This is a genomic window from Castellaniella defragrans 65Phen (assembly GCF_000612685.1).
Lineage (GTDB): Bacteria > Pseudomonadota > Gammaproteobacteria > Burkholderiales > Burkholderiaceae_B > Castellaniella > Castellaniella defragrans.
In genome coordinates this window covers 1,820,630-1,839,618 of record NZ_HG916765.1, presented here as the reverse complement: position 1 = coordinate 1,839,618, position 18,989 = coordinate 1,820,630, and the positions used below count along the sequence as shown (strand labels likewise).

General features: G+C 69.7%; 18 protein-coding genes and 1 pseudogene. 2 read left to right on the top strand and 17 right to left on the bottom strand.

Annotated features, from left to right (window positions below; genetic code table 11):
- Nucleotides 1-37: 37 nt before the first annotated feature.
- Nucleotides 38-1,666, bottom strand: coding sequence for a benzoylformate decarboxylase (gene mdlC / locus BN940_RS08280; protein ID WP_043682024.1), 1,629 nt, complete (start codon nt 1,664-1,666; stop codon nt 38-40).
- Nucleotides 1,667-1,829: 163 nt separating this feature from the next.
- Between mdlC and BN940_RS08275 the strand changes: the two genes are divergently transcribed.
- Nucleotides 1,830-2,723, top strand: a complete 894-nt coding sequence (locus tag BN940_RS08275; RefSeq protein WP_148304922.1) for a LysR family transcriptional regulator — start codon at nt 1,830-1,832, stop codon at nt 2,721-2,723.
- Between the two features lie 121 nt (nt 2,724-2,844).
- On the opposite strand, the gene BN940_RS19710 is transcribed toward BN940_RS08275, so the two are convergent.
- The 13 genes and pseudogenes from BN940_RS19710 to BN940_RS08215 form a co-directional block, all read right to left on the bottom strand.
- Nucleotides 2,845-3,402 (bottom strand): hemerythrin domain-containing protein, encoded by a 558-nt coding sequence (locus BN940_RS19710; RefSeq protein ID WP_276807757.1) that lies wholly within the window; start codon nt 3,400-3,402, stop codon nt 2,845-2,847.
- 84 nt (nt 3,403-3,486) lie between these two features.
- Nucleotides 3,487-4,170 (bottom strand): annotated as a pseudogene (locus BN940_RS19705) (ABC transporter ATP-binding protein); the annotation flags it as partial.
- Nucleotides 4,163-4,912, bottom strand: a complete 750-nt coding sequence (locus tag BN940_RS08265; protein WP_043682021.1) for an ABC transporter ATP-binding protein — start codon at nt 4,910-4,912, stop codon at nt 4,163-4,165. The pseudogene BN940_RS19705 and the gene BN940_RS08265, both read right to left, overlap by 8 nt.
- Nucleotides 4,909-5,961, bottom strand: coding sequence for a branched-chain amino acid ABC transporter permease (locus BN940_RS08260; RefSeq protein ID WP_043682018.1), 1,053 nt, complete (start codon nt 5,959-5,961; stop codon nt 4,909-4,911). Before BN940_RS08260 ends, BN940_RS08265 begins: the two co-directional genes overlap by 4 nt.
- Before the next feature lie 8 nt (nt 5,962-5,969).
- Entirely contained in the window at nt 5,970-6,824 is an 855-nt protein-coding gene (locus tag BN940_RS08255; protein ID WP_043682015.1) for a branched-chain amino acid ABC transporter permease, read from the bottom strand.
- A 93-nt stretch (nt 6,825-6,917) separates the two neighbouring features.
- Complete coding sequence (locus BN940_RS08250; protein ID WP_043682012.1) at nt 6,918-8,093, bottom strand: ABC transporter substrate-binding protein; 1,176 nt, start codon at nt 8,091-8,093, stop codon at nt 6,918-6,920.
- A 43-nt stretch (nt 8,094-8,136) separates the two neighbouring features.
- Nucleotides 8,137-9,111: a Gfo/Idh/MocA family oxidoreductase gene (locus tag BN940_RS08245; RefSeq protein WP_043682009.1), complete on the bottom strand. Its 975-nt coding sequence runs from the start codon at nt 9,109-9,111 to the stop codon at nt 8,137-8,139.
- Nucleotides 9,108-9,977 carry a class III extradiol dioxygenase subunit beta gene (locus BN940_RS08240; protein ID WP_043682006.1) on the bottom strand — a complete coding sequence of 290 codons (870 nt, stop codon included), beginning with the start codon at nt 9,975-9,977 and terminating at the stop codon, nt 9,108-9,110. Before BN940_RS08240 ends, BN940_RS08245 begins: the two co-directional genes overlap by 4 nt.
- Entirely contained in the window at nt 9,974-10,363 is a 390-nt protein-coding gene (ligA, locus tag BN940_RS08235) for a protocatechuate 4,5-dioxygenase subunit alpha (protein ID WP_043682003.1), read from the bottom strand. Before ligA ends, BN940_RS08240 begins: the two co-directional genes overlap by 4 nt.
- Nucleotides 10,364-10,366: 3 nt before the next feature.
- Entirely contained in the window at nt 10,367-11,284 is a 918-nt protein-coding gene (locus BN940_RS08230; protein WP_043682000.1) for an amidohydrolase family protein, read from the bottom strand.
- A gap of 37 nt (nt 11,285-11,321) precedes the next feature.
- Entirely contained in the window at nt 11,322-12,017 is a 696-nt protein-coding gene (ligK, locus tag BN940_RS08225) for a 4-carboxy-4-hydroxy-2-oxoadipate aldolase/oxaloacetate decarboxylase (protein ID WP_043681997.1), read from the bottom strand.
- A 21-nt stretch (nt 12,018-12,038) separates the two neighbouring features.
- A complete protein-coding gene (locus tag BN940_RS08220) occupies nt 12,039-13,067 on the bottom strand; it encodes an amidohydrolase family protein (RefSeq protein WP_043686420.1) in 1,029 nt (342 codons plus the stop codon).
- Nucleotides 13,068-13,125: 58 nt separating this feature from the next.
- On the bottom strand, nt 13,126-14,262 hold the full coding sequence (locus BN940_RS08215) for a 4-oxalomesaconate tautomerase (RefSeq protein WP_043681995.1): 1,137 nt from the start codon (nt 14,260-14,262) through the stop codon (nt 13,126-13,128).
- A 162-nt stretch (nt 14,263-14,424) separates the two neighbouring features.
- On the opposite strand from BN940_RS08215, the gene BN940_RS08210 reads away from it, so the two are divergent.
- The gene (locus BN940_RS08210) at nt 14,425-15,339 is read left to right on the top strand and encodes a LysR family transcriptional regulator (RefSeq protein WP_043681992.1); all 915 of its coding nucleotides are present in this window, start codon (nt 14,425-14,427) and stop codon (nt 15,337-15,339) included.
- Here BN940_RS08210 and BN940_RS08205 read toward each other — a convergent pair.
- The 3 genes from BN940_RS08205 to BN940_RS08195 form a co-directional block, all read right to left on the bottom strand.
- Complete coding sequence (locus tag BN940_RS08205) at nt 15,251-16,861, bottom strand: methyl-accepting chemotaxis protein (RefSeq protein WP_043681989.1); 1,611 nt, start codon at nt 16,859-16,861, stop codon at nt 15,251-15,253. The two genes, BN940_RS08210 and BN940_RS08205, sit on opposite strands and share 89 nt — an antisense overlap.
- Before the next feature lie 63 nt (nt 16,862-16,924).
- Entirely contained in the window at nt 16,925-17,818 is an 894-nt protein-coding gene (locus BN940_RS08200) for an NAD(P)-dependent oxidoreductase (RefSeq protein WP_043681986.1), read from the bottom strand.
- Between the two features lie 85 nt (nt 17,819-17,903).
- Nucleotides 17,904-18,902, bottom strand: a complete 999-nt coding sequence (locus BN940_RS08195; RefSeq protein ID WP_043681983.1) for an aldo/keto reductase — start codon at nt 18,900-18,902, stop codon at nt 17,904-17,906.
- Nucleotides 18,903-18,989 lie beyond the last annotated feature (87 nt).

Here is an 18,989-nt window from a genome sequence, read left to right as displayed (position 1 = left end):
AGATGGAAACGGGATGCGGGCGCCGGGCCGCGCGGGCTCAGGCCACGTCGATTTCCAGCAGGAACGGCACGGGCGCGGCCAGGGCCGTGCGCAGCGCGCCGGCCAGCGCGCCCGGATCGGAGACGCGCGCGGCCTCGCAGCCCAGGCCCCGGGCCACGGCGACGAAATCGATGTTGGGCAGATCGACGCCGTACAGCGGATCGGCGGCCGTGAAGCCGTACACCGGCGCGAATTCGCGCAGGGCGGCGTAGCCGCGGTTCTTCAGGATCAGGAAGGTGATCGGCAGCTTCAGCTGCGCGGCGCTCCACAGCCCCTGGATCGAATACAGGCTGGAGCCGTCGCCGATCAGGCCGATGACCTTGCGGCCCGGCTTGCCCAGGGCCACCCCGACGGCGGCCGGCAGGCCGAAGCCCAGGCCGCCGCTGCACATGGTGTAGAAGGTCTCGGCGCGCAGGATGGGCAGGTGGCGCTGCATCACCGGCCGCGCGCTGGGCGCCTCCTCGACCACGATCGAGTCCGGCGCGCGCGTCTCGGCCAGCGTCTGCAGCACGTAGGCGACCGACATCGGCAGCGTCGGCGCGGCGCGGGGCGCGGGCGCGCGGCGCGGCGGATCGTCGCGCCGGGGCGGCTGCGGCCGGTCCAGCAGGTCGCGCACGGCCGCGCGCACGCTGCCCAGCGCCGCGGTCCCGGTCGGCGCCCAGGCGAGCGTGTTGGGGTCGTCGACGATCTGGGCCAGCTCGCTGCCGGGCGGGATGTGGGGGCCTTCGCCCTCGATGTGGTAGGCGAAGGCCGCCGCGCCCAGGGCCAGGATGAAGTCGTGGCCCGACAGCAGGCCGACGATGCGCTCGCGCGCGGCGGGCAGGAAGCCGGCGAACAGGGGGTGGTCCTCGGGAAAGCCGTTGCGCCCCGACATCGGCGCGGTCCAGACCGCCGCGCGGTGGCGCTCGGCCAGCGCCACGACCTCGTCCCAGGCCTGGTCCCGGTCCACCGCCGCGCCCAGCACGAAGGCCGGCCGCCGCGCGGCATCCAGCCGCTCGCCGATGCGCGCCAGCAGTGCGGCGTCCGGGCGGATCGAGCGGCTGACGCGGCGCGCCCGCACGGGCTCGCACAGGCGCCCCCAGTCGTCGGCGGGCACGGATACCAGCACCGGCCCGCACGGCGGCTGCATGGCCATGTAGCAGGCGCGGGCGATGGCCAGCGGCACGTCCTCGGCGCGCGCCGGCTCGATGCTCCATTTGACGTAGGGCTTGGGCAGCTCCGTCGCCTGGCTGGAGAACAGGAAGGGATCGAAGGGCAGGATGGCGCGCGACTGCTGCCCCGCCGTGATCACCAGCGGCGTGCGGTTCCTGTAGGCCGTGAAGATCGCCCCCATGGCGTGCCCCACGCCGACCGCCGAATGCAGATTGACGAAGGCGGCGTTGCGGGTGGCCTGGGCGTAGCCGTCGGCCATGCCGACCGCGACGGATTCCTGCAGCCCCAGGACGTAGCGGAAATCGGCGGGGAAATCCAGGAACAGCCCCAGTTCGGTCGAGCCCGGATTGCCGAACAGGGTCGTCATGCCGAACTCGCGCAGCAGGTCCGTCACGGCCCTGCGCACCGTCACCCGGCCCGCCTGCGATTGCCCCCGCGCCTGCGCGCGCGCCGCGTCCTGCGCCACGTCTTCCATCCTGTCGTCCTCCGGGCCCCGGGCGGGGCCTGTCTTCGTTCGTGCAGCGGTCCGCCGGACGGCGGCCTTTGCTTCACTTCTATTCATTCGAGACATGATGGAATCGGGCGGGATATAAATCAATAAAATGGATTTAATATTTTTTATTAGCCATACTAATGATATGAAGCTCGACCTGAACCTGCTGCGCGTGTTCGACGCGATCTACACGGCCCGCAACGTCAGCCGCGCGGCCGCCGCGCTCGACCTGACCCAGCCCGCCGTCAGCCAGGGCCTGACCCGGCTGCGCAACCTGATGGGCGATCCGCTGTTCGTGCGCGCCGCCGGCGGGGTCGCGCCCACGGCCCGCGCCCAGCGCATGGCACCGGCCATCCAGGAGGCCCTGCGCGCGCTGGAAAGCGCCGTGCGGGACGCCTCGGGCTTCGATCCCGCCCTGGCGGAGCGGGTTTTCCGGCTGCACATGACCGACATCGGCGAGGACCAGTTCCTGCCCCGCCTCATCACCACGGTACGGCTGCGCGCGCCGCGCACCCGCATCGAGACCATGCGGGTGCCGCTGGCCGACCTGGGGCCCGCCATGGACCAGGGCCGGGTGGACCTGGCCTTCGGCTTCCTGCCAGGCCTAAAGTCCATGCGCTCGGCCATCATGTTCCAGGACCGCTACATCATCCTGATGCGCGCGGGGCATCCCTTCGCGCGCCGCCACGGCACGCGGCTGCGCGCGCTGGACGCCATCCAGGCCCTGGACTTCATCACCGTGCGCACGCACGCCTACACGCGCACGACGCTGGAAGCCCTGCACGCGGCCGACCGGGTGCGGGTGACGACCGAGCATTTCATGGCGCTGCCCGCCCTCATCGAAGCCACCGACCTGGCCGTCATCATCCCGCGCAACATCGCCCTGTCGTTCGCGCCGCGCGGCGGCTACGCCATCATCGAGGCCGACCTCCCGCACCACCAGTTCGACGTCGGCATCCACTGGAGCCACCGCTACGACAAGGACCCGGCCAACCGCTGGCTGCGCGGCGTGGCGCTGGAACTGTACCGGGAAGATTGAGCGCGGCCGGAATGGCGCCGGAGCGCCCGCGCGGCGCCGGAACGGACACGGGCCGGCGCGGACGCATGCCCGGCCGGCCCGGATCCCGGTCCCGCGCGGAACCGGGGGGCGGACGCGCCGCCTAGTGCGCCGGCGCCGCGCCCACCCCGATGGGCGCCGGGGCCAGCAGGGTGATCCGCCGGAACAGCTCGGCATAGCGGTTGTCCGGGCCGGACCAGGGGTCGCCGTTGCGGACGAAGTCGGCGTTGATCGCGTCCCATTCGTTCGCGGCGAACAGGCGGCGGGCCGCCGGCAGGATGTGGCGCTCCTCGGTGTTGAGGTGCACCCATTCGTCGGCGATGTAGCTGCGCACCGCGTCGCGGAAGCCGGGGAAGCTCGCCGCGCCGCCCTGCACGTAGCTGACCAGGGCGCGGTCGAGCCGGCTGGTGGCGTGGATCGTGTCGCGGTGCTCGGCCTCCAGCCGGTCCAGGTGCTCGTCCACGTCGTGCGTCTTGGTGCGCAGCAGGGCGAAGATCTGGTCCTCCTTGGGATGGTGCAGCTTGTCGGGCATCTCGGCGATGTATTCGATCATGCTTGCCAGCAGGGTGTAGTCCGGCTCCAGCCGGCCGTCCTCGATGTCCTGCACCACGCGCGAGAGGCCGTTGAGGATGGCCGCGATGGCGCGGTGTTCTTCCTGGATGGCTTCGATGGCGGGAATGCGCTCGGCCGGCGCGCGGGCCGGCGCGGCCTCCCCGCCCTCCTGCGTGGCGCCCGCGCCCAGCCAGCGGTCCAGCGCCGTGCCGTCGCGCAGCAGCTCCGCGCTGTCGCCGGCATAGACCACACGGCCGCGCTCCAGCACCACCGCCCGGCGCGTGATCGGCAGGATCTGGCGCGCGTGCTGCTCGACCAGGATGACGGCCATGCGGCCTTCCGAGACCATGCGGTCGATGATGTGCAGCAGTTCCTGGGCGATCAGCGGCGCCAGGCCTTCGAGCGGCTCGTCCAGCAGCAGCACCTTGGGGTTGAGCATCAGCGCCCGCCCCATGGCGAGCATCTGCTGCTCGCCGCCCGAGAGCTGGCTGCCGAGGTTCGCGCGGCGCTCCTGCAGCCGGGGGAACATGGCGTAGACCCGCTCCAGGGTCCATTCGCCCGGCCGGGCGACCACGGTGAGGTTTTCCTCGACGGTCAGGGAACGGAAGATGTCGCGTTCCTGCGGCACCCAGCCCAGGCCGGCCTGGGCGCGGCGGTGGCTGGGCACCTGGGCGATGTCCTGGCCCTGGAAGAAGATGCGGCCGCGGCGCAGCCGGGTGACCCCCATCAGGGTGGCCAGCAGCGTGGTCTTGCCCATGCCGTTGCGGCCCAGCAGCGCCAGGCTCTCGCCGGCCGCCAGGGACAGGGACAGGTCTTCCAGGACGACGGCGTCGCCGTAGCCCGCCCAGACGTTTTCCAGACGCAGCAGCTCAGACATGGGCTTCTCCCAGGTAGACTTCCTTGACGCGCGGATGGTGCGCGATCACCTCGGGGGTGTCCTCGATCAGCAAGGCGCCCGACACCAGGACGGAAATGCGTTCGGCGAAACGGAAAACCAGGTTCATGTCGTGTTCGATCAGCAGAATGGTGACGTCGCGCGGCAGCTGGGCGATGGTCTCGAACAGCTCCTGGCTTTCGCCGGTGGGCACGCCGGCCGCCGGCTCGTCGAGCAGCAGCACCTTGGGCTGCAGCGCCAGGGCCAGGGCGATCTCGATCAGGCGCTGGCGGCCATAGGCCAGGTTGCGCGTGGTCTCGAGGGCGTCGGACAGCAGCTTGAGACGTTCCAGGATGGAAGCGGCCTCGTCGATGACCTCGCCGCGGGCGGACAACGGCTGCCACCAGCGCGTGCCCAGGCCCCTGCGTTCGCTGACGGCCAGGGCGACGGATTCGAGCACCGTCATGTCCATGAACAGCTGGTTGATCTGGAAGGTGCGCACCAGCCCCAGGCGGACGCGCTCGTGCTGCGGCATGCGCGTGACGTCGCGGCCCATCAGCTCGACGCGGCCGGCGCTGGGCTCCAGATAGCCGGTCAGCAGGTTGATCAGCGTGGTCTTGCCGGCGCCGTTGGGGCCGATCAGGGCGTGCCGGGCGCCGGGCGCGACCGAGAGATCGACGTTGTCGGTGGCCACGAAGCCGCCGAAGCGGCGCACCAGGCCGTGGGTCTGCAGGACGGGGCTCATGAAGGGGACTCCGTGCGGGCGCGCGACTGGGCGCGTTGGCGGGAAGATTCGATCCACTGGCGGGCCGTCCCCAGGATGCCGCCCCGGGCGAACAGCACCACCAGGACCAGGATCAGGCCCAGCCAGAACTGCCAGTACTGGGGATTCATGTCGGACAGGAGATAGTTGGCGATCACGAAGACGATGGCGCCCAGCAGCCCGCCATACAGGTGCCCCGCCCCGCCCAGGATCAGGATCAGCAGCAGGTCGGCCGAGCGCTGGAAGCTGAGCACGTCCAGCGAGACGAAGGAATTCGTCTGCGCCAGCAGGGCGCCGGCCACCCCGGCATAGCCCGCGCCGATGGTGTAGACCGTGATCAGGCGGCGGTTCACGGGCACGCCCAGCGCCGGCATGCGCAGGGTGTTCATGCGGATGCCGCGCAGGCTCTGACCGAAGGGCGAATACACCAGGCGGCGGGCGAACCAGAACAGCACGAACAGCACGACGACCGAATAGACGTAGCCGACGCGGCCGAACATGTCGAAATCGAACATGCCCAGGATCGGCCCGACTTCGACGCCCGGCATGCCGTCCACCCCGCCGGTGATGGAGGTGAACTTGTTGGCCAGCTCGTAGAGCATCAGGGCGACGCCCAGCGTGACCATCAGACGCGACAGGTCGCTGCCGCGCAGCAGCAGGAAGCTGCTGAGAAAGCCCAGCAGGGCGGCGATCGCGGCGGCCAGGACCAGGCCCAGCAGCGGATCCCCGAAGCCGTTGGAGCCCAGCAGGCCCACGGTGTAGGCGCCCACGCCGAAGAAGGCGGCGTGGCCCAGGGAAATGACCCCCGCGTAGCCGAAGATCAGGTCCAGCGACAGGGCGAACAGGCTGGTGATGGCGATCTGGCTGAGCAGCAGGTAGTTGCCCGGGAAGGCGAAGTACGCCAGAATCGGCAGGCACCAGAACAGGTATTCCAGCGGCTTCCAGCGGGCCGAGCGGCGGTAGCGGCCGAGGGCGTCCGCCGTGCCGGACTGCGGATGGGACGGCGTCCCGATCGAGGTAGAGGTCGTCATGTCGGGGCCTATTTGTGGGAACGGCCGAACAGGCCATGGGGGCGGAAGATCAGGGTCGCCACCATGACGGCATAGATGATGAAGGCGCCGATCTGCGGCACGTAGTATTTGCCGGCCACGTCGGCCACGCCGAGCAGGATGGCGGCATACAGCGAGCCGAGGATGTTGCCGCTGCCCCCCACCGACACCACGATGAGGAAGTACACCATGTACTTCACGGGGAATTCGGGATCCAGCCCCAGCATCTCGACCCCCAGCGCCCCGCCCAGGCCCGCCAGGGCCGAGCCCAGGGCGAAGGTCAGGCTGAAGACGCGGTTGACGTCGATGCCCATGCCGCGCGCGACGCGCTGGTTGTCCACGGCGGCCCGCAGGCGGGCGCCGAAGGAGGTGCGGATCACCGACCACTGCAGCAGCAGCGCCACCACCAGGCCGGCGGCGATCAGGAACAGGCGGTAGACGCCGACGTCCACGCCGGGCAGGTGGATCTGTCCGGTCAGGAAGGCGGGCAGGTGCAGCGGCTGCTGCTGCGCGCCGAAGAAATAATGGGCGGCGGCCACGGACATGAACACCAGGCCGATGGAGAACAGCACCTGGTCCAGGTCGGAGGCCGCGTACAGGCGGCGGTAGAGGGTGCGTTCGAGCACGATGCCGGCCAGGGCGGGCACGAGGATGGCCGCCGGCAGCGTCGCCAGGAACGGAACGCCATAGCTGTTGAGCAGCACGACACAGGCATAGCCGCCCAGCATGGCGAATGCGCCATGGGCCAGGTTGACGAAGTTCATCAGGCCCAGCGTCACCGACAGGCCGACACTGATCAGGAACAGCAGCATGCCCGCGGCAATGCCGTCAAAGAGTATGGTCATATTGATTCCAGGACTGGGAAAGATCCGGTTCCGGACCGTCCGGGCGGGCGGGCCTCGCCCGCGAGAGCGGGGGCCGCGCGCCCGGAGCGGCGATCACTTCTGCTTGCCGGGGTCCTTGACGGCCTCGATCTTGTCGAATTCCACGTTCTGCAGCACGCCGTCCACCTTCTCAACCTTGCGGATGTAGACATTCTGGATGATGTCGCGCGTTTCCGGGTCGATTTCCACCGGGCCGCGCGGGCTGGTCCATTTCATGCCCTTGACCGCCGCCATGAAGGCATCGACGCCGGCGTCGCCCTGGGTCTTTTCCAGGGCCTTGTAGATGAGCGCCATGCCATCGTAGCCCGCCACCGCCACGAAGTTGGGACGGTCGTTGGGGAAGGCCTTGTGGTAGGCGGCCACGAAGGCCTTGTTTTCCGGCGAATCGTGCACGGCCGAGTAGTGGAAGGAGGTGATCATGCCGATGGCCGCGTCGCCCATGGCGTCGAGCACGTCCTCGTCGGTCACGTCGCCCGTGGCCAGTTCCTTGATCCCGGCCTGGTCCAGGCCGCGTTCCTTGTAGCCCTTGGCCAGGGCCACGCCCTGCTCGCCGTTGGGCACGAAGAAGAACACGGCGTCGGGCTTGGCGTCCTTCACGCGCTGCAGGAACGGCGCGTAGTCCGGCGTGTTGACCGGCGTGCGGACCTCGCCCGTGATCTTGCCGCCCAGGCTGGTGAAGGTCTTCTGGAACTGCTGCTCGGCGTCGTGGCCCGGACCATAGTCGGACACCAGGGTGTAGACCGATTTGATGTTGTTGGCATAGGCCCACTGCGCCATCGGCGCGGTGACCTGCGGCAGGGTCATGGATACCCGCACGATGTTGGGCGACTTCTCGGTGATCGAGGAGGTGGCGGCGTTCAGCACCACCATCGGCACCTTGGCTTCCGTGGCCAGGGGCGCGACGGAAAAGGCGTTGGGCGTCAGGGTGAAGCCGGCCAGGATGTCGACCTTGTCCTTGATCAGCAGTTCCTGGGCCTGGCGCTTGGCCACCGCCGGGGCGATGCCGGTGTCGTCCTTGATGATGATCTTGACCTTGCGGCCGGCGACGGTGTCGCCGTGCTCGGCCAGGAACACGTCGATGCCGTGCTTGATCTGCTTGCCGTGGGCGGCGAACGGCCCGGACATCGGCATCACCACGCCGATCTTCAGGTCGGCGGCCTGGGCCGTGCCGAATGCCGGGGCCAGGCCGAAGGCCAGGGCCGCCGCCACCAGGGTTTTGCTGAGTTTCATGGTCTCGCTCCTGTTTGTAGATTCGTAAGGATGAAAGAGTGGATCACGCCCGGCCCGTCTGGCCGGACAGTTGCTGCTCGAGGTCGTGCAGCACCCGGTAGCACGGCAGGACCTGCGCCACGCTGGCGTTCGGTTCCCGCCCTTCGCGGATGGCTGCGAAGAATTCGCGGTCCTGCAGTTCGATGCCGTTCATCGACACGTCCACCTGGCTGACGTCGATGGGCTCCTCGCGGCCGGTGTACAGATCGTCGTAGCGGGCGATGTAGGTCGCGGTGTCGCCGATGTAGCGGAAGAAGGTGCCCAGCGGGCCGTCGTTGTTGAAGCTCAGCGACAGCGTGCAGAGCGCGCCGTTGGCCGCCAGGAGCTGGATGGACATGTCCATGGCGATGCCCAGCTCGGGATGGATCGGCCCCTGCAGCGCGTTGGCCCGCACGATGGGGCTGCCGCACTGGTAGGCGAACAGGTCCACCGTGTGCGCCGCGTGGTGCCACAGCAGGTGGTCGGTCCAGCTGCGCGGCTGGCCGAGTGCGTTCATGTTGGTGCGGCGGAAGAAGTACGTCTGCACGTCCATCTGCTGGATGTGGAACTCGCCGCGCTCGATGCGCTGGTGCACGTACTGGTGACTGGGGTTGAAGCGCCGCGTGTGGCCGCACATGGCGACCTTGCCGGTCTCGCGCGCCAGGGCGACCAGGGCCTCGGCGTCGGCCAGGCGGTCGGCCATGGGGATCTCGACCTGCACGTGCTTGCCGGCGCGCAGGCAGGCCATGGCCTGGGACGCGTGCATCTGCGTCGGCGTGCACAGGATCACGGCATCGACCTCGGGCAGCGCCAGGGCTTCGTCCAGCTCGGTGGCGGCATGGCCGATGCCGTATTTCCGCGCCGTCTCGCGGGTCTTTTCGATGTCGCGGCTGACCAGGGAGACGACTTCCACGCCGTCGATGCGGGCGATGCCGTCCAGGTGCTTGATGCCGAAGGCGCCGGCGCCGGCCAGCGCGACCTTCAGGGTGCGTTCGGTCATTGTTGTTCCTCCAGGATCAGATGGCCCACGGCCGTGTTCGAGGCCGGCACGTGGTAGAAGCGGTGCGCGACGCGCGGCGCCGGGCCGCCCGCCGCATCGGCCATGGCGCCGCGGGCGATCAGCCACATCACCAGCTCGATGCCTTCCGAGCCCGCCTCGCGCACATAGTCGATGTGCGGCACGTCGGCCAGGCCGGCCGGATCGGCGATCAGCCGGTCCATGAAGGCGTTGTCGAATTCGCGGTTGATCAGGCCGGCGCGCGGCCCCTGCAACTGGTGGCTCATGCCGCCCGTGCCCCAGATGTGCACGTTCAGGGGCTCGTCGTAGCTTTCGATGGCGCGGCGGATGGCGCGGCCCAGCTCGAAGCAGCGGCGGCCCGAGGGCACGGGATACTGCACCACGTTGACGGCGAAGGGGATCACCGGGCAGGGCCAGGCCTCGGGCTGGCCGCACATCAGCGACAGCGGCACCGTCAGGCCGTGGTCCACGTCCATCTTGTTGACGATGGTGAGGTCGAAGTCCTGCTGGATCACCGACTGGGCGATGTGCGCGGCCAGGGCCGGATGGCCGATGACGGTCGGCACCGGACGCGCGCCCCAGCCTTCGTCGGCCGGATTGAACTGCGCCGCGCAGCCGATCGCGAAGGTCGGGATCATGTCCAGGCTGAACGCCGTGGCGTGGTCGTTGTAGACCAGGAAGATGACGTCGGGACGATGGTCCTTCATCCACTGCTTGGACGGTTCGTAGCCCTTGAACAGCGGCGCCCAGTAGTCGTTGCCGGTCTTGCCCAGGTCGATGGCGGCGCCGATCGCGGGCACGTGCGAGGTGTAGACACTCGCGCCGATGCGGGCATGCGTCTGGTTCATTGCTTTTCTCCGGTGCGGCGGTTGCCTTCGATGCTGCGGCCGCCGGCCAGCATCATCGCGGCGTATTCCTCCTGCGTCATGCCGGTCATGCTGGCGGCCATGTACTGGAAGGAACGCCCGTCGGTGGCGCCGATCTTGGCGAGGAAATAGATGTTGCCGCCCAGCTCCAGGCAGCGGTTCAGGTCGCGCGCCAGCACGGCCTGCTTCTGCTCCTCGGTCATGGGCCACTCGTCCAGGTAGGCGCGTTCGTCGGCGCGGAACCGTTCGCGGTTCTCCGCCTTCATCAGCGACATGCAGAACTGGTTCAGGTGGTAGCCCTTGCGGGACTGGTCGGCGTCGAAGATGGTCGTGCCGGGCACGTCGGTATAAGGCTTGTTCAGGGACATGGCTCAACTCCAGTACAAGCGGTTCGGATTGTCCACCAGCAGCTTGCGCTGCAACTCGGCCGTCGGCGCGATCTGGGGGATGTAATCCACCAGCAGGCCGTCGTCGGGCATGTGGGACTTGAGATTCGGATGGGGCCAGTCGGTGCCCCACAGCACGCGGTCGGGGAAGGTTTCCACCAGCCGGCGCGCGAAGGGCACGACGTCGCGGTAGGCGTGCTGCTCGCCGTTCAGGGCCGGCGGGCCCGACTGGCTCAGGCGTTCCGGACAGCTGACCTTGCTCCAGATGTTCTCATGGTCCTGCATCATCCTCACGAACAGGCCGAATTCCGGGCCGTCCACGGGCTTGGTCACGTCGGGCCGGCCCATGTGATCGACCACCACCGTCGTCGGCAGCGTGGTGAAGAAATCATACAGTTCCGGCAGGTCCTGCGCCTCGAAATAAACCACGACGTGCCAGCCCAGCGGCGCGATGCGCGCGGCGATCTCGGCGAGCACTTCGCGCGGCGTGAAATCGGCCAGGCGCTTGACGAAATTGAAGCGCGTGCCGCGCACGCCGGCCTCGTGCATGGCCCGCAGCTCGGCGTCGGTGACCTCGCGCGAGACGGTCGCCACGCCGCGCGCGCGGCCGCCGGAGGCGCGCAGCGCATCGACCAGGGCGCGGTTGTCGGTGCCGTGGCAGGTCGCCTGCACGATCACGTTCTTCTCGAAGCCCAGGTGGTCGCGCAGGGCGAACAGGGCTTCCTTGGGCGCGTCGCAGGGCGTGTACTTGCGCTCCGGCGCGTAGGGGAACACCGCGCCGGGGCCGAACACGTGGCAATGCGCGTCCACCGCCCCGGCGGGCAGGCGGAAGCGCGGACGGCTGGGGCCGTCGTAGTAATCCAGCCAGCCCGGGGTCTTGGTGTAGGTTTCGGCGATGGTCATCGCAAATCCTCTGTCGATGTGTCTCGGTCGATGTGCATCAGTCGATGTATTTCAGGCCGGCTTTTTCCAGGCCTTCGCGCATCTTGTAGTAGTCCAGGCCCAGCACGCCCGAGGCGAAGATGTCGCGCTTGGCGCCTTCGTTGTCCTCGCGGGCCTGGGCCTTGGCGGCGACTTCGCCGGCGATGGCGGCGGGCACCACCACCACGCCGTCGGTGTCGGCCACCACCACGTCGCCCGGGTTCACCAGCGCGCCGGCGCACACCACGGGGATGTTGACCGAGCCCAGGGTGCCCTTGACGGTGCCCTTGGCGCTGATGGCCCGGCTGAACACCGGAAAGTCCATGGATTCCAGGGTATCGACGTCGCGCACGCCGCCGTCGATCACCAGGCCGCGCGCGCCGCGCGCCTTGAACGAGGTGGCCAGCAGGTCGCCGAAGAAGCCGTCGGTGCTGTCGGTGGTGCAGCCGGCCACCACCACGTCGCCGGGCCGGATCTGCTCGGCGGCCACGTGCAGCATCCAGTTGTCGCCGGGCTGCAGCAGCACCGTGACGGCCGTGCCGCACATGCGCGCGCCGCGCCAGATGGGGCGCATGACGGGCTTCATCAGGCCCACGCGGCCCATGGCCTCGTGGATGGTGGCCACGCCGAAGCGCGCGAGCTGTTCGACGGCGGCCGGATCGGCGCGCTGGATGGTGCGGTGGACGATGCCGAGCTGGTTCAGGGGGGTGCTCATTTCCGTATTCCTCCTCAGGGGTTACAGGCCCTTGGCCTTCAGGGCGGCGTCCAGGCGCGGATACACGCGGCGCGCGTTGCCCTCGTAGATCTGGAAGCGGTCGGCGTCGCTGAGCGTCGCGGCGGCTTCGATGTAGCGTTTGGTATCGTCGAAATGGTGCCCGGTCTCGGGATCGATGCCGCGCACCGCGCCGATCATCTCGGAGGCGAACAATACGTTCTTCACCGGGATCACGCGGGTCAGCAGGTCGATGCCCGGCTGGTGGTAGACGCAGGTGTCGAAGAACACGTTGTTCAACAGGTGTTCGTCGAGCAGGGGCTTGTTCAGCGCCTGGGCCAGGCCGCGGAAGCGGCCCCAGTGGTAGGGCGCGGCGCCGCCGCCGTGCGGGATCACGAAGCGCAGCGTCGGGAAGTCCTTGAACAGGTCCGAGGTCAGGCATTGCATGAAGGCCGTGGTGTCGGCGTTCAGGTAGTGGGCGCCCGTGGTGTGGAAGCAGGCATTGCAGCTGGTGGACACGTGGATCATCGCCGGGATGTCGTATTCCACCATCTTCTCGTAGATGGGATACCAGGAGCGGTCCGACAGCGGCGGCGCGGTCCAGTGGCCGCCCGAGGGATCCGGATTCAGGTTGATCCCGACCGCGCCGTATTCCTCGACGCACTTTTCGAGTTCCGGAATGCAGGTGGCCGGATCCACGCCCGGCGACTGGGGCAGCATGGCGGCCATGACGAATTCGTCGGGGAACAGCGTGGCGACCCGATGGCAGAGCTCGTTGCAGATGGCCGCCCAGGTGCTGGACACCTGGAAATCGCCGATGTGGTGCGCCATGAAGCTGGCGCGCGGCGAGAAGATCGTCAGGTCGGAGCCGCGCTCGCGCATCAGGCGCAGCTGGTTCTTCTCGATGCTCTCGCGCAGATCGTCGTCGCCGATGCGCAGGTCGGAAGGGCTGGGCCGTTGCGCCGGATCCTGGATGCCGGCGATCTGCCGGTCGCGCCAGTCGGCCAGCGCCTGCGGCGCCGTCGTGTAGTGGCCGTGGCAGTCGATGATCAGGGGTTTTCTGCTCATGTCGTACGATTCCTTTTCTGTGTATCGCCGTGTCCGGGGAGGATCAGCGCGTCTGGGGCCAGACCGCGGCCGGCACCATGACTTCGCCGCGCATGATGAGCCGCGCGGTGCGCAGCAGCGCCGCGCGCGCGACCTTCTGGGGATCCTGGGGGTCGAGCTCCAGCTCGACCGTGAATTCGCCGCTGGGATGCTCGATCGACACCGCCTTGCGCGCGCCTTCGGGCAGGCGCGCCAGGTCGTGCGGCACCGAGCCTTCCAGGACGCAGGCCGTGCCCACCGTCACCGCCGCCAGCACGCCGATGGCCTCGTGGCAGACGTGCGGGATGAAGCTGCGGGTGCTGATCGCCCCGCCCTCGCGGGGCTCGGACACCAGGGTCATCTTGGGATAGTTGCGCGAGGACACGTCGCCCAGGCCCATCAGCTCGCCCGTGCGCAGCCGCAGGGCCTCGATGCGGGCCTTGAGCGCCTCGTCGGCGTTCAGTTCGGCCGGGGTCTCGTGCCCCGTGCAGCCCACGTCGCCGGCGCGGAACAGCACCAGCGGCATGCCGTTGTCGATGCAGGTGACGTCGATCTCGAAGGCCTCGAAATCCGCGCCGGCCGGCGGCTCGACGCGCACGCGGTCGCGCACCCGGCCGGTGGGCAGCAGCCCGGCGCACACCGAGCCGGCGGTGTCGAGGAAATTGATGGTGATCGGCGCCGAACGGCCGGGCACGCCGTCGATGCGCGCATCGCCCTCGTAGGACACCCGGCGGCCTTCCGGCGTCATCGGGGTGAGGACGGTGATGTCGCACTGCATGTCGGTGTTGCGGGTCAGCACGCGGACGGTGGTCTCGTCGCCCTGAGCCTGGATCAGGCCGCGCTCCAGCGCGAAGGGCACGACCGCCGCCAGCATGTTGCCGCAATTGGCCGTCGTGTCCACGGTGTCGCGGTCGGGCTGCAGCTGCGCGAACAGGAATTCGAGGTCCACGCCCGGCGTGGTGCCGGGCCGCACGATGCCGACCTTGCTGGTGAGGGGATGGGCGCCGCCCAGGCCGTCGATCTGGCGCCGGTCCGGCGAACCCATCACCGCCAGCAGCACCCGGTCGCGCGCCGCCGTGTCGGCGGGCAGGTCGGATTCCAGGAAGAAGGGCCCGCGCGACGTGCCGCCGCGCATGAACAGGGCAGGAATGGATTTCTGCATCACATCACCACATTGTGTTCGATGGAGCCCATTATGGACGCGCGCCCTGCAATGCATAAGGGCATACGTCCACTATCAGCTATGCCGAAATGATATGATCTATACAATGCGATACCGAATTTAAGGGTAAACCCTGATTCCTCTCGATACGACACCGATGCCATGGATCTGAAGCAATTGGAATACTTCATGCGCGTGGCCGAACTGGGCAGCTTCACCCAGGCCTCGCACGCGCTGAACATCGCCCAGCCGGCCCTCAGCCGCCAGGTCCGCATGCTGGAGGTCGAACTGCGCCAGAACCTGCTGAACCGCAACGGCCGCGGCGTCACCACCACCGAGGCCGGCAAGCTGCTGCTGGAGCACTGCCGCGGCATCCTGCACCAGGTCGATCGCGCCAAGGAGGACATGGGCCGGGTGCAGGGCGCGCTGGCCGGCCGGGTGGCGCTGGGCATCGCGCCCAGCGCGTCGAAGATGATGACCGTGCGGCTCACGCGGCAGTTCCGCAAGCGGCTGCCCAACGCCACGCTGTCGATCGGCGAGGGCCTGTCGCTGGTGATGCAGGAATGGCTGCTCGCCGGGCGCCTGGACATCGCCCTGCTCTACAACCCCTCGCCCTCCGCCGACCTGGAGCTCAGCCCGCTGACCAGCGAGCTGCTGTACCTGGTCGGCCCGCGCGGGCCGCATCCCTCGCAGCAGGCGATGCCGCTGCGCGCGCTGGTGAACATCCCGCTGGTGATCCCCAACCGCCCGCACACGGTGCGCATGCTGCTGGAATCGCAGATGGCCCTGATCGGCTGCAAGCCGAACATCCGCCTGGAGATCGACGGCGTGCAGGCCATCCTGGACCTGGTGGCCGACGGCGAGGGCTACGCCATCCTGACGGAGCACGCCGTGCTGACCTCGGCCCAGCCGGACCGCTACCACATCCGCCCCATCGTCCAGCCCGAACTGCCCAGCCGGCTGTACCTGGCCACGGCCTCGGGCCGGATCACGACGCTGACGCAGAAAGCGATGCTCGACCTGATCCGCGAGACGGTGCGCGAGGTGTATCCCGCCTCGATGATTCAAACAGCCTGAAGGAATCCACCAGCGCGCCCAGGGCCTCGGCCTGCCCGCGGATGTGGTCGGCCGCCTGCGCGGCCTGCGTCACCAGCGCCGCGTTGGCGCGGGTGGCCTGGTCGATCAGCCCCACCGCCTGGCTGGCCTGGCCGATGCCCAGTTCCTGCTCCTGGCTGGCGTGCGCGATCTCGCGCACCAGCGCGGCGAACTGCCCGGCCGATTCGCGGATGCCCGCCGACATGCGGCCAGCCTGCGCCACCTGCTCGCTGCCGTCGCCGATGGCCCGCACCGAGGCGGCCACCAGCGCCTCGATCTCGCGCGCGGCCTCGCCGGTGCGCTGCGCCAGGTTGCGCACCTCGTCGGCCACCACGGCGAAGCCGCGGCCCTGCTCGCCCGCGCGCGCCGCCTCGACCGAGGCGTTCAGCGCCAGGATGTTGGTCTGGAAGGCGATGCCGTTGATGACGCCGGAGATGTCCGCGATCCGTCGGGCCTCGTTCTGGATGCCTTCCATGGTGCGCGCCACGCCGCCCATGGAGGCCTCGCCCTGGCCCACCAGCCCTTCCAGGCCGCTGGCCAGCTCCGCCGCCTGACGCGCATTGGCGGCGTTCTGCCGCACCGTGCCGGCCAGTTCCTCGATCGAGGCGGCGGTCTCCTCCAGGGAGCTGGCCTGGGCCTCGGTGCGGCCGGCCAGGTCGTCGTTGCCGCTCGCGATGTCGCGCACGCCCGCCACCACGACCTCGGTGGATTCCAGGATGCGCACCAGCAGGAGCTTGATGTTGATCTGCAGGATGCGCAGGCCGTGCGCCAGTTCGGCGAGCTCGCCCGGCTGGTCCACCGGCAGGCGGCGGGACAGGTCGCCCGCGCTGATGTGCTCGATCTCGGCGCGCATGGCGCGCAGCGGGGCGGTGATGTCGGTCCAGAGCTTCAGGCCGCCCAGCACCGTCCAGAGTCCGCCGGCCGCCGCGGGCAGCCAGGCCGCCGGGCCGCCGGCCTGCGCGAACCCGGCCTGGGCGGCCAGCGCCGCCAGCACGCCGGCGGCATAGAGCGCCAGGCGCACGCGCAGCGGCCAGGACCGCCACAGGCGGGCGGCGCCCTCGATGATGCGGCCTTCACGGATGCGCACTCCGCCCTCGCCCCGGGCCATGGCCTGATAGGCGCGGTCCGCCCGCTCGACTTCGGCACGCGCGGGGCGGGTGCGGATCGACGTGAAGCCCGCGACCCGGCCGTCGCGCACCACGGGCGCCGCGTCGATGTGCACCCAGTAGTGGTCGCCGTCGCGGCAGCGGTTCTTCATCAGGCCCGACCAGGTGCGCCCGGCGCGCACCGTCCGCATCAGGTCCGCGAACGGCTCGCGCGGCATGTCGGGGTGGCGCAGAATGGCCTGGGACGCGCCCAGGACCTCGTGCGGCTCATGGCCGCTGATCCGCAGGAAATCCCGGTTGACGTACTTGATGCGGCCTTCCAGGTCGGTCGCCAGGACGATGCGGTCGGTCTCGGACAGGACGCGCTCGCGTCCCGTGACGTGGATCTGTTCTGTCATGGATGGCGGCCTCCTCTTCCGCCTCCGGGCGCGGCGCTGCTCTGGCGCCCGCCCCGGGGTGCGTCAGCCGCGCGCCTGGGCGATCAGGCGATCGGCGTACGCCTGCCAGCCGCCGGCCGCCTCGACGTCCGCGAACAGGCCTTGCGCCGCCAGCCCGGCGACCCAGTCCTGCTTCTCGGCGGTCGCGGCGGCCATCCAGGGCTCGAAGCCGGCTTCGCGCACGGTGTTGGCGACCTCGCGCATTTCCTCGGCGCGGCGGCGGCCGTGCTGCACGACGCGGCTGTAGAAATAGCGGCCCTGCTCCGTCCAGTCGATGGAGGGGAAGGTTTCCTGCAGCGTGGGCAGCACGTAGTCCTCGACGCCGTAGGCGCGCGCGGCGGTGTAGCTTTCGATCACCAGGGCCTCCAGGCCCTTGATCATGACGCTGCGGCACATCTTGATCGCCGAGGCCACGCCCAGTTCCGCCGACACGGCGGTGGCGTCCATGCCGAAGGCGCGCAGCCGCTCGGCCAGGGCCTCGGCGTGCGGGCCGCCGAGCAGCATCGGCACCCGGATGCCGTAGGGCGGCACCGAGGTCATCACCCCCGCCTCGACGTAGCGCCCGCCCGCGGCCTCGATCAGCCCGGCGGCCTGGCGCTTGGCCCCGGGCGAGGCGGAATTCAGGTCCAGGAAGACGGTGCCCGGCCGCAGGTGGGCGGCCGCCTCGCGCGCCACCGCCACGGTGTTCGAGGCGGTGACGGCGGAGATCACCAGGTCGCTCGCCGCGCACAGCGCCGCGGCCGAATCGCACAGGACGACGCCGTCGCGCGCCGCGCGCTCGCGCAGCGGCGCCGCCGCGGCCGCGTCGGCCAGCTTGACGTCCCAGGCATGGACGCCGTCCACCTGCGGTTTCAGGCCGGCGCAGAAGATGCCGCCCACTTCACCGTAGCCGATCAGGCCCAATCGAGTTCCTTGCATGGCTTTCGTAGCTCCCTTCAATGATTCCGATTCAAGCGCGGGCCGCGCACGCGGCCCGGCGCGGACGGCGGGCCGCGAGGCGCCCTCAGGACGCCGGAAACCGTTCCGTATCGACTTCCGCCTGCGTGGCGGGCCCGTAGCGCTCGCCCGCCACCCGGTCGCGGGCGAACAGCCGCGCCAGTTCGTCGCGGGCTTCGGCATCCAGCCGCACGCCGGCCGCCCCGAGGTTTTCCTCCAGGTGCGCCAGCCGCGTCGTGCCGGGAATGGGGATGACGTCCTCGCCCTGGTGCAGCAGCCAGGCCAGCGCCAGCTGGCCGGGCGTGCAGCCGTGGTCCCGGGCCATGCGCCGCAGCGGCTCCAGCAGCGCCAGGTTGCGCGCGTAGGCTTCGGGCTGGAAGCGCGGCATGCGCCGCCGCAGGTCCGTGTCGTGCAGCCGCGCCACGTCGGGCAGGCCGTCGGCCAGGAATGCCCGCCCCAGCGGGCTGAAGGCCACCAGCGCCGTGCCCAGTTCGCGGCAGGCCCCCAGGACGGCGATCTCGACCTCGCACGACCACAGGGAATATTCGCTCTGGACGGCGGCGACCGGGTGCACGGCGTGCGCCCGCCGCAGCGTGTCGGCCGAGACTTCGGACAGGCCGATGGCGCGGATCTTGCCCGCGCGGGCCAGGTCCGCCAGGGCGCCCACGCTGTCCTCGATGGGCACGGACTTGTCCCAGCGGTGCAGGTAGTACAGGTCGATCACGTCGGTGCGCAGGCGGCGCAGCGAATCCTCGCAGGTGCGGCGCAGGGTCTCGGGCCGGCCGTCGATGCGGCGCCGGCCGTCTTCGCGGAAGATGCCGCATTTGCTGGCCAGCATGAAGCGGCTGCGATGCGGGGCCAGCACCCGGCCCAGGATTTCCTCGTTGTGGCCGAAGCCGTAGAGCGCCGCCGTGTCGAACAGCGTCACCCCCCGGTCCAGCGCCCCCAGCAGCAGGGCTTCGGCGGCGTCCGGCGAAGCGGCCGGACCGTAACCGTGGCTGAGGCTCATGCAGCCCAGGCCGATGGGAAACACATCGAACCCGGCAAGTGTGCGTGTCGTCTTCATAGCCTCCCGATTATCCCTGCATCCGGACGGCCCGGTAAGACCGGGCGCGTCACTAGCAGCTATGCCGGATTGCTATGGGGTGCGGAC

Bases quoted from the DNA above. Each gene is read 5' to 3' on its own strand.
- mdlC (WP_043682024.1), bottom strand. From the start codon at position 1,666: ATGGAAGACGTGGCGCAGGACGCGGCGCGCGCGCAGGCGCGGGGGCAA.
- BN940_RS08275 (WP_148304922.1), top strand. From the start codon at position 1,830: ATGAAGCTCGACCTGAACCTGCTGCGCGTGTTCGACGCGATCTACACG.
- BN940_RS08265 (WP_043682021.1), bottom strand. From the start codon at position 4,912: ATGAGCCCCGTCCTGCAGACCCACGGCCTGGTGCGCCGCTTCGGCGGC.
- BN940_RS08260 (WP_043682018.1), bottom strand. From the start codon at position 5,961: ATGACGACCTCTACCTCGATCGGGACGCCGTCCCATCCGCAGTCCGGC.
- BN940_RS08255 (WP_043682015.1), bottom strand. From the start codon at position 6,824: ATGACCATACTCTTTGACGGCATTGCCGCGGGCATGCTGCTGTTCCTG.
- BN940_RS08250 (WP_043682012.1), bottom strand. From the start codon at position 8,093: ATGAAACTCAGCAAAACCCTGGTGGCGGCGGCCCTGGCCTTCGGCCTG.
- BN940_RS08245 (WP_043682009.1), bottom strand. From the start codon at position 9,111: ATGACCGAACGCACCCTGAAGGTCGCGCTGGCCGGCGCCGGCGCCTTC.
- BN940_RS08240 (WP_043682006.1), bottom strand. From the start codon at position 9,977: ATGAACCAGACGCATGCCCGCATCGGCGCGAGTGTCTACACCTCGCAC.
- ligA (WP_043682003.1), bottom strand. From the start codon at position 10,363: ATGTCCCTGAACAAGCCTTATACCGACGTGCCCGGCACGACCATCTTC.
- BN940_RS08230 (WP_043682000.1), bottom strand. From the start codon at position 11,284: ATGACCATCGCCGAAACCTACACCAAGACCCCGGGCTGGCTGGATTAC.
- ligK (WP_043681997.1), bottom strand. From the start codon at position 12,017: ATGAGCACCCCCCTGAACCAGCTCGGCATCGTCCACCGCACCATCCAG.
- BN940_RS08215 (WP_043681995.1), bottom strand. From the start codon at position 14,262: ATGCAGAAATCCATTCCTGCCCTGTTCATGCGCGGCGGCACGTCGCGC.
- BN940_RS08210 (WP_043681992.1), top strand. From the start codon at position 14,425: ATGGATCTGAAGCAATTGGAATACTTCATGCGCGTGGCCGAACTGGGC.
- BN940_RS08205 (WP_043681989.1), bottom strand. From the start codon at position 16,861: ATGACAGAACAGATCCACGTCACGGGACGCGAGCGCGTCCTGTCCGAG.
- BN940_RS08200 (WP_043681986.1), bottom strand. From the start codon at position 17,818: ATGCAAGGAACTCGATTGGGCCTGATCGGCTACGGTGAAGTGGGCGGC.
- BN940_RS08195 (WP_043681983.1), bottom strand. From the start codon at position 18,902: ATGAAGACGACACGCACACTTGCCGGGTTCGATGTGTTTCCCATCGGC.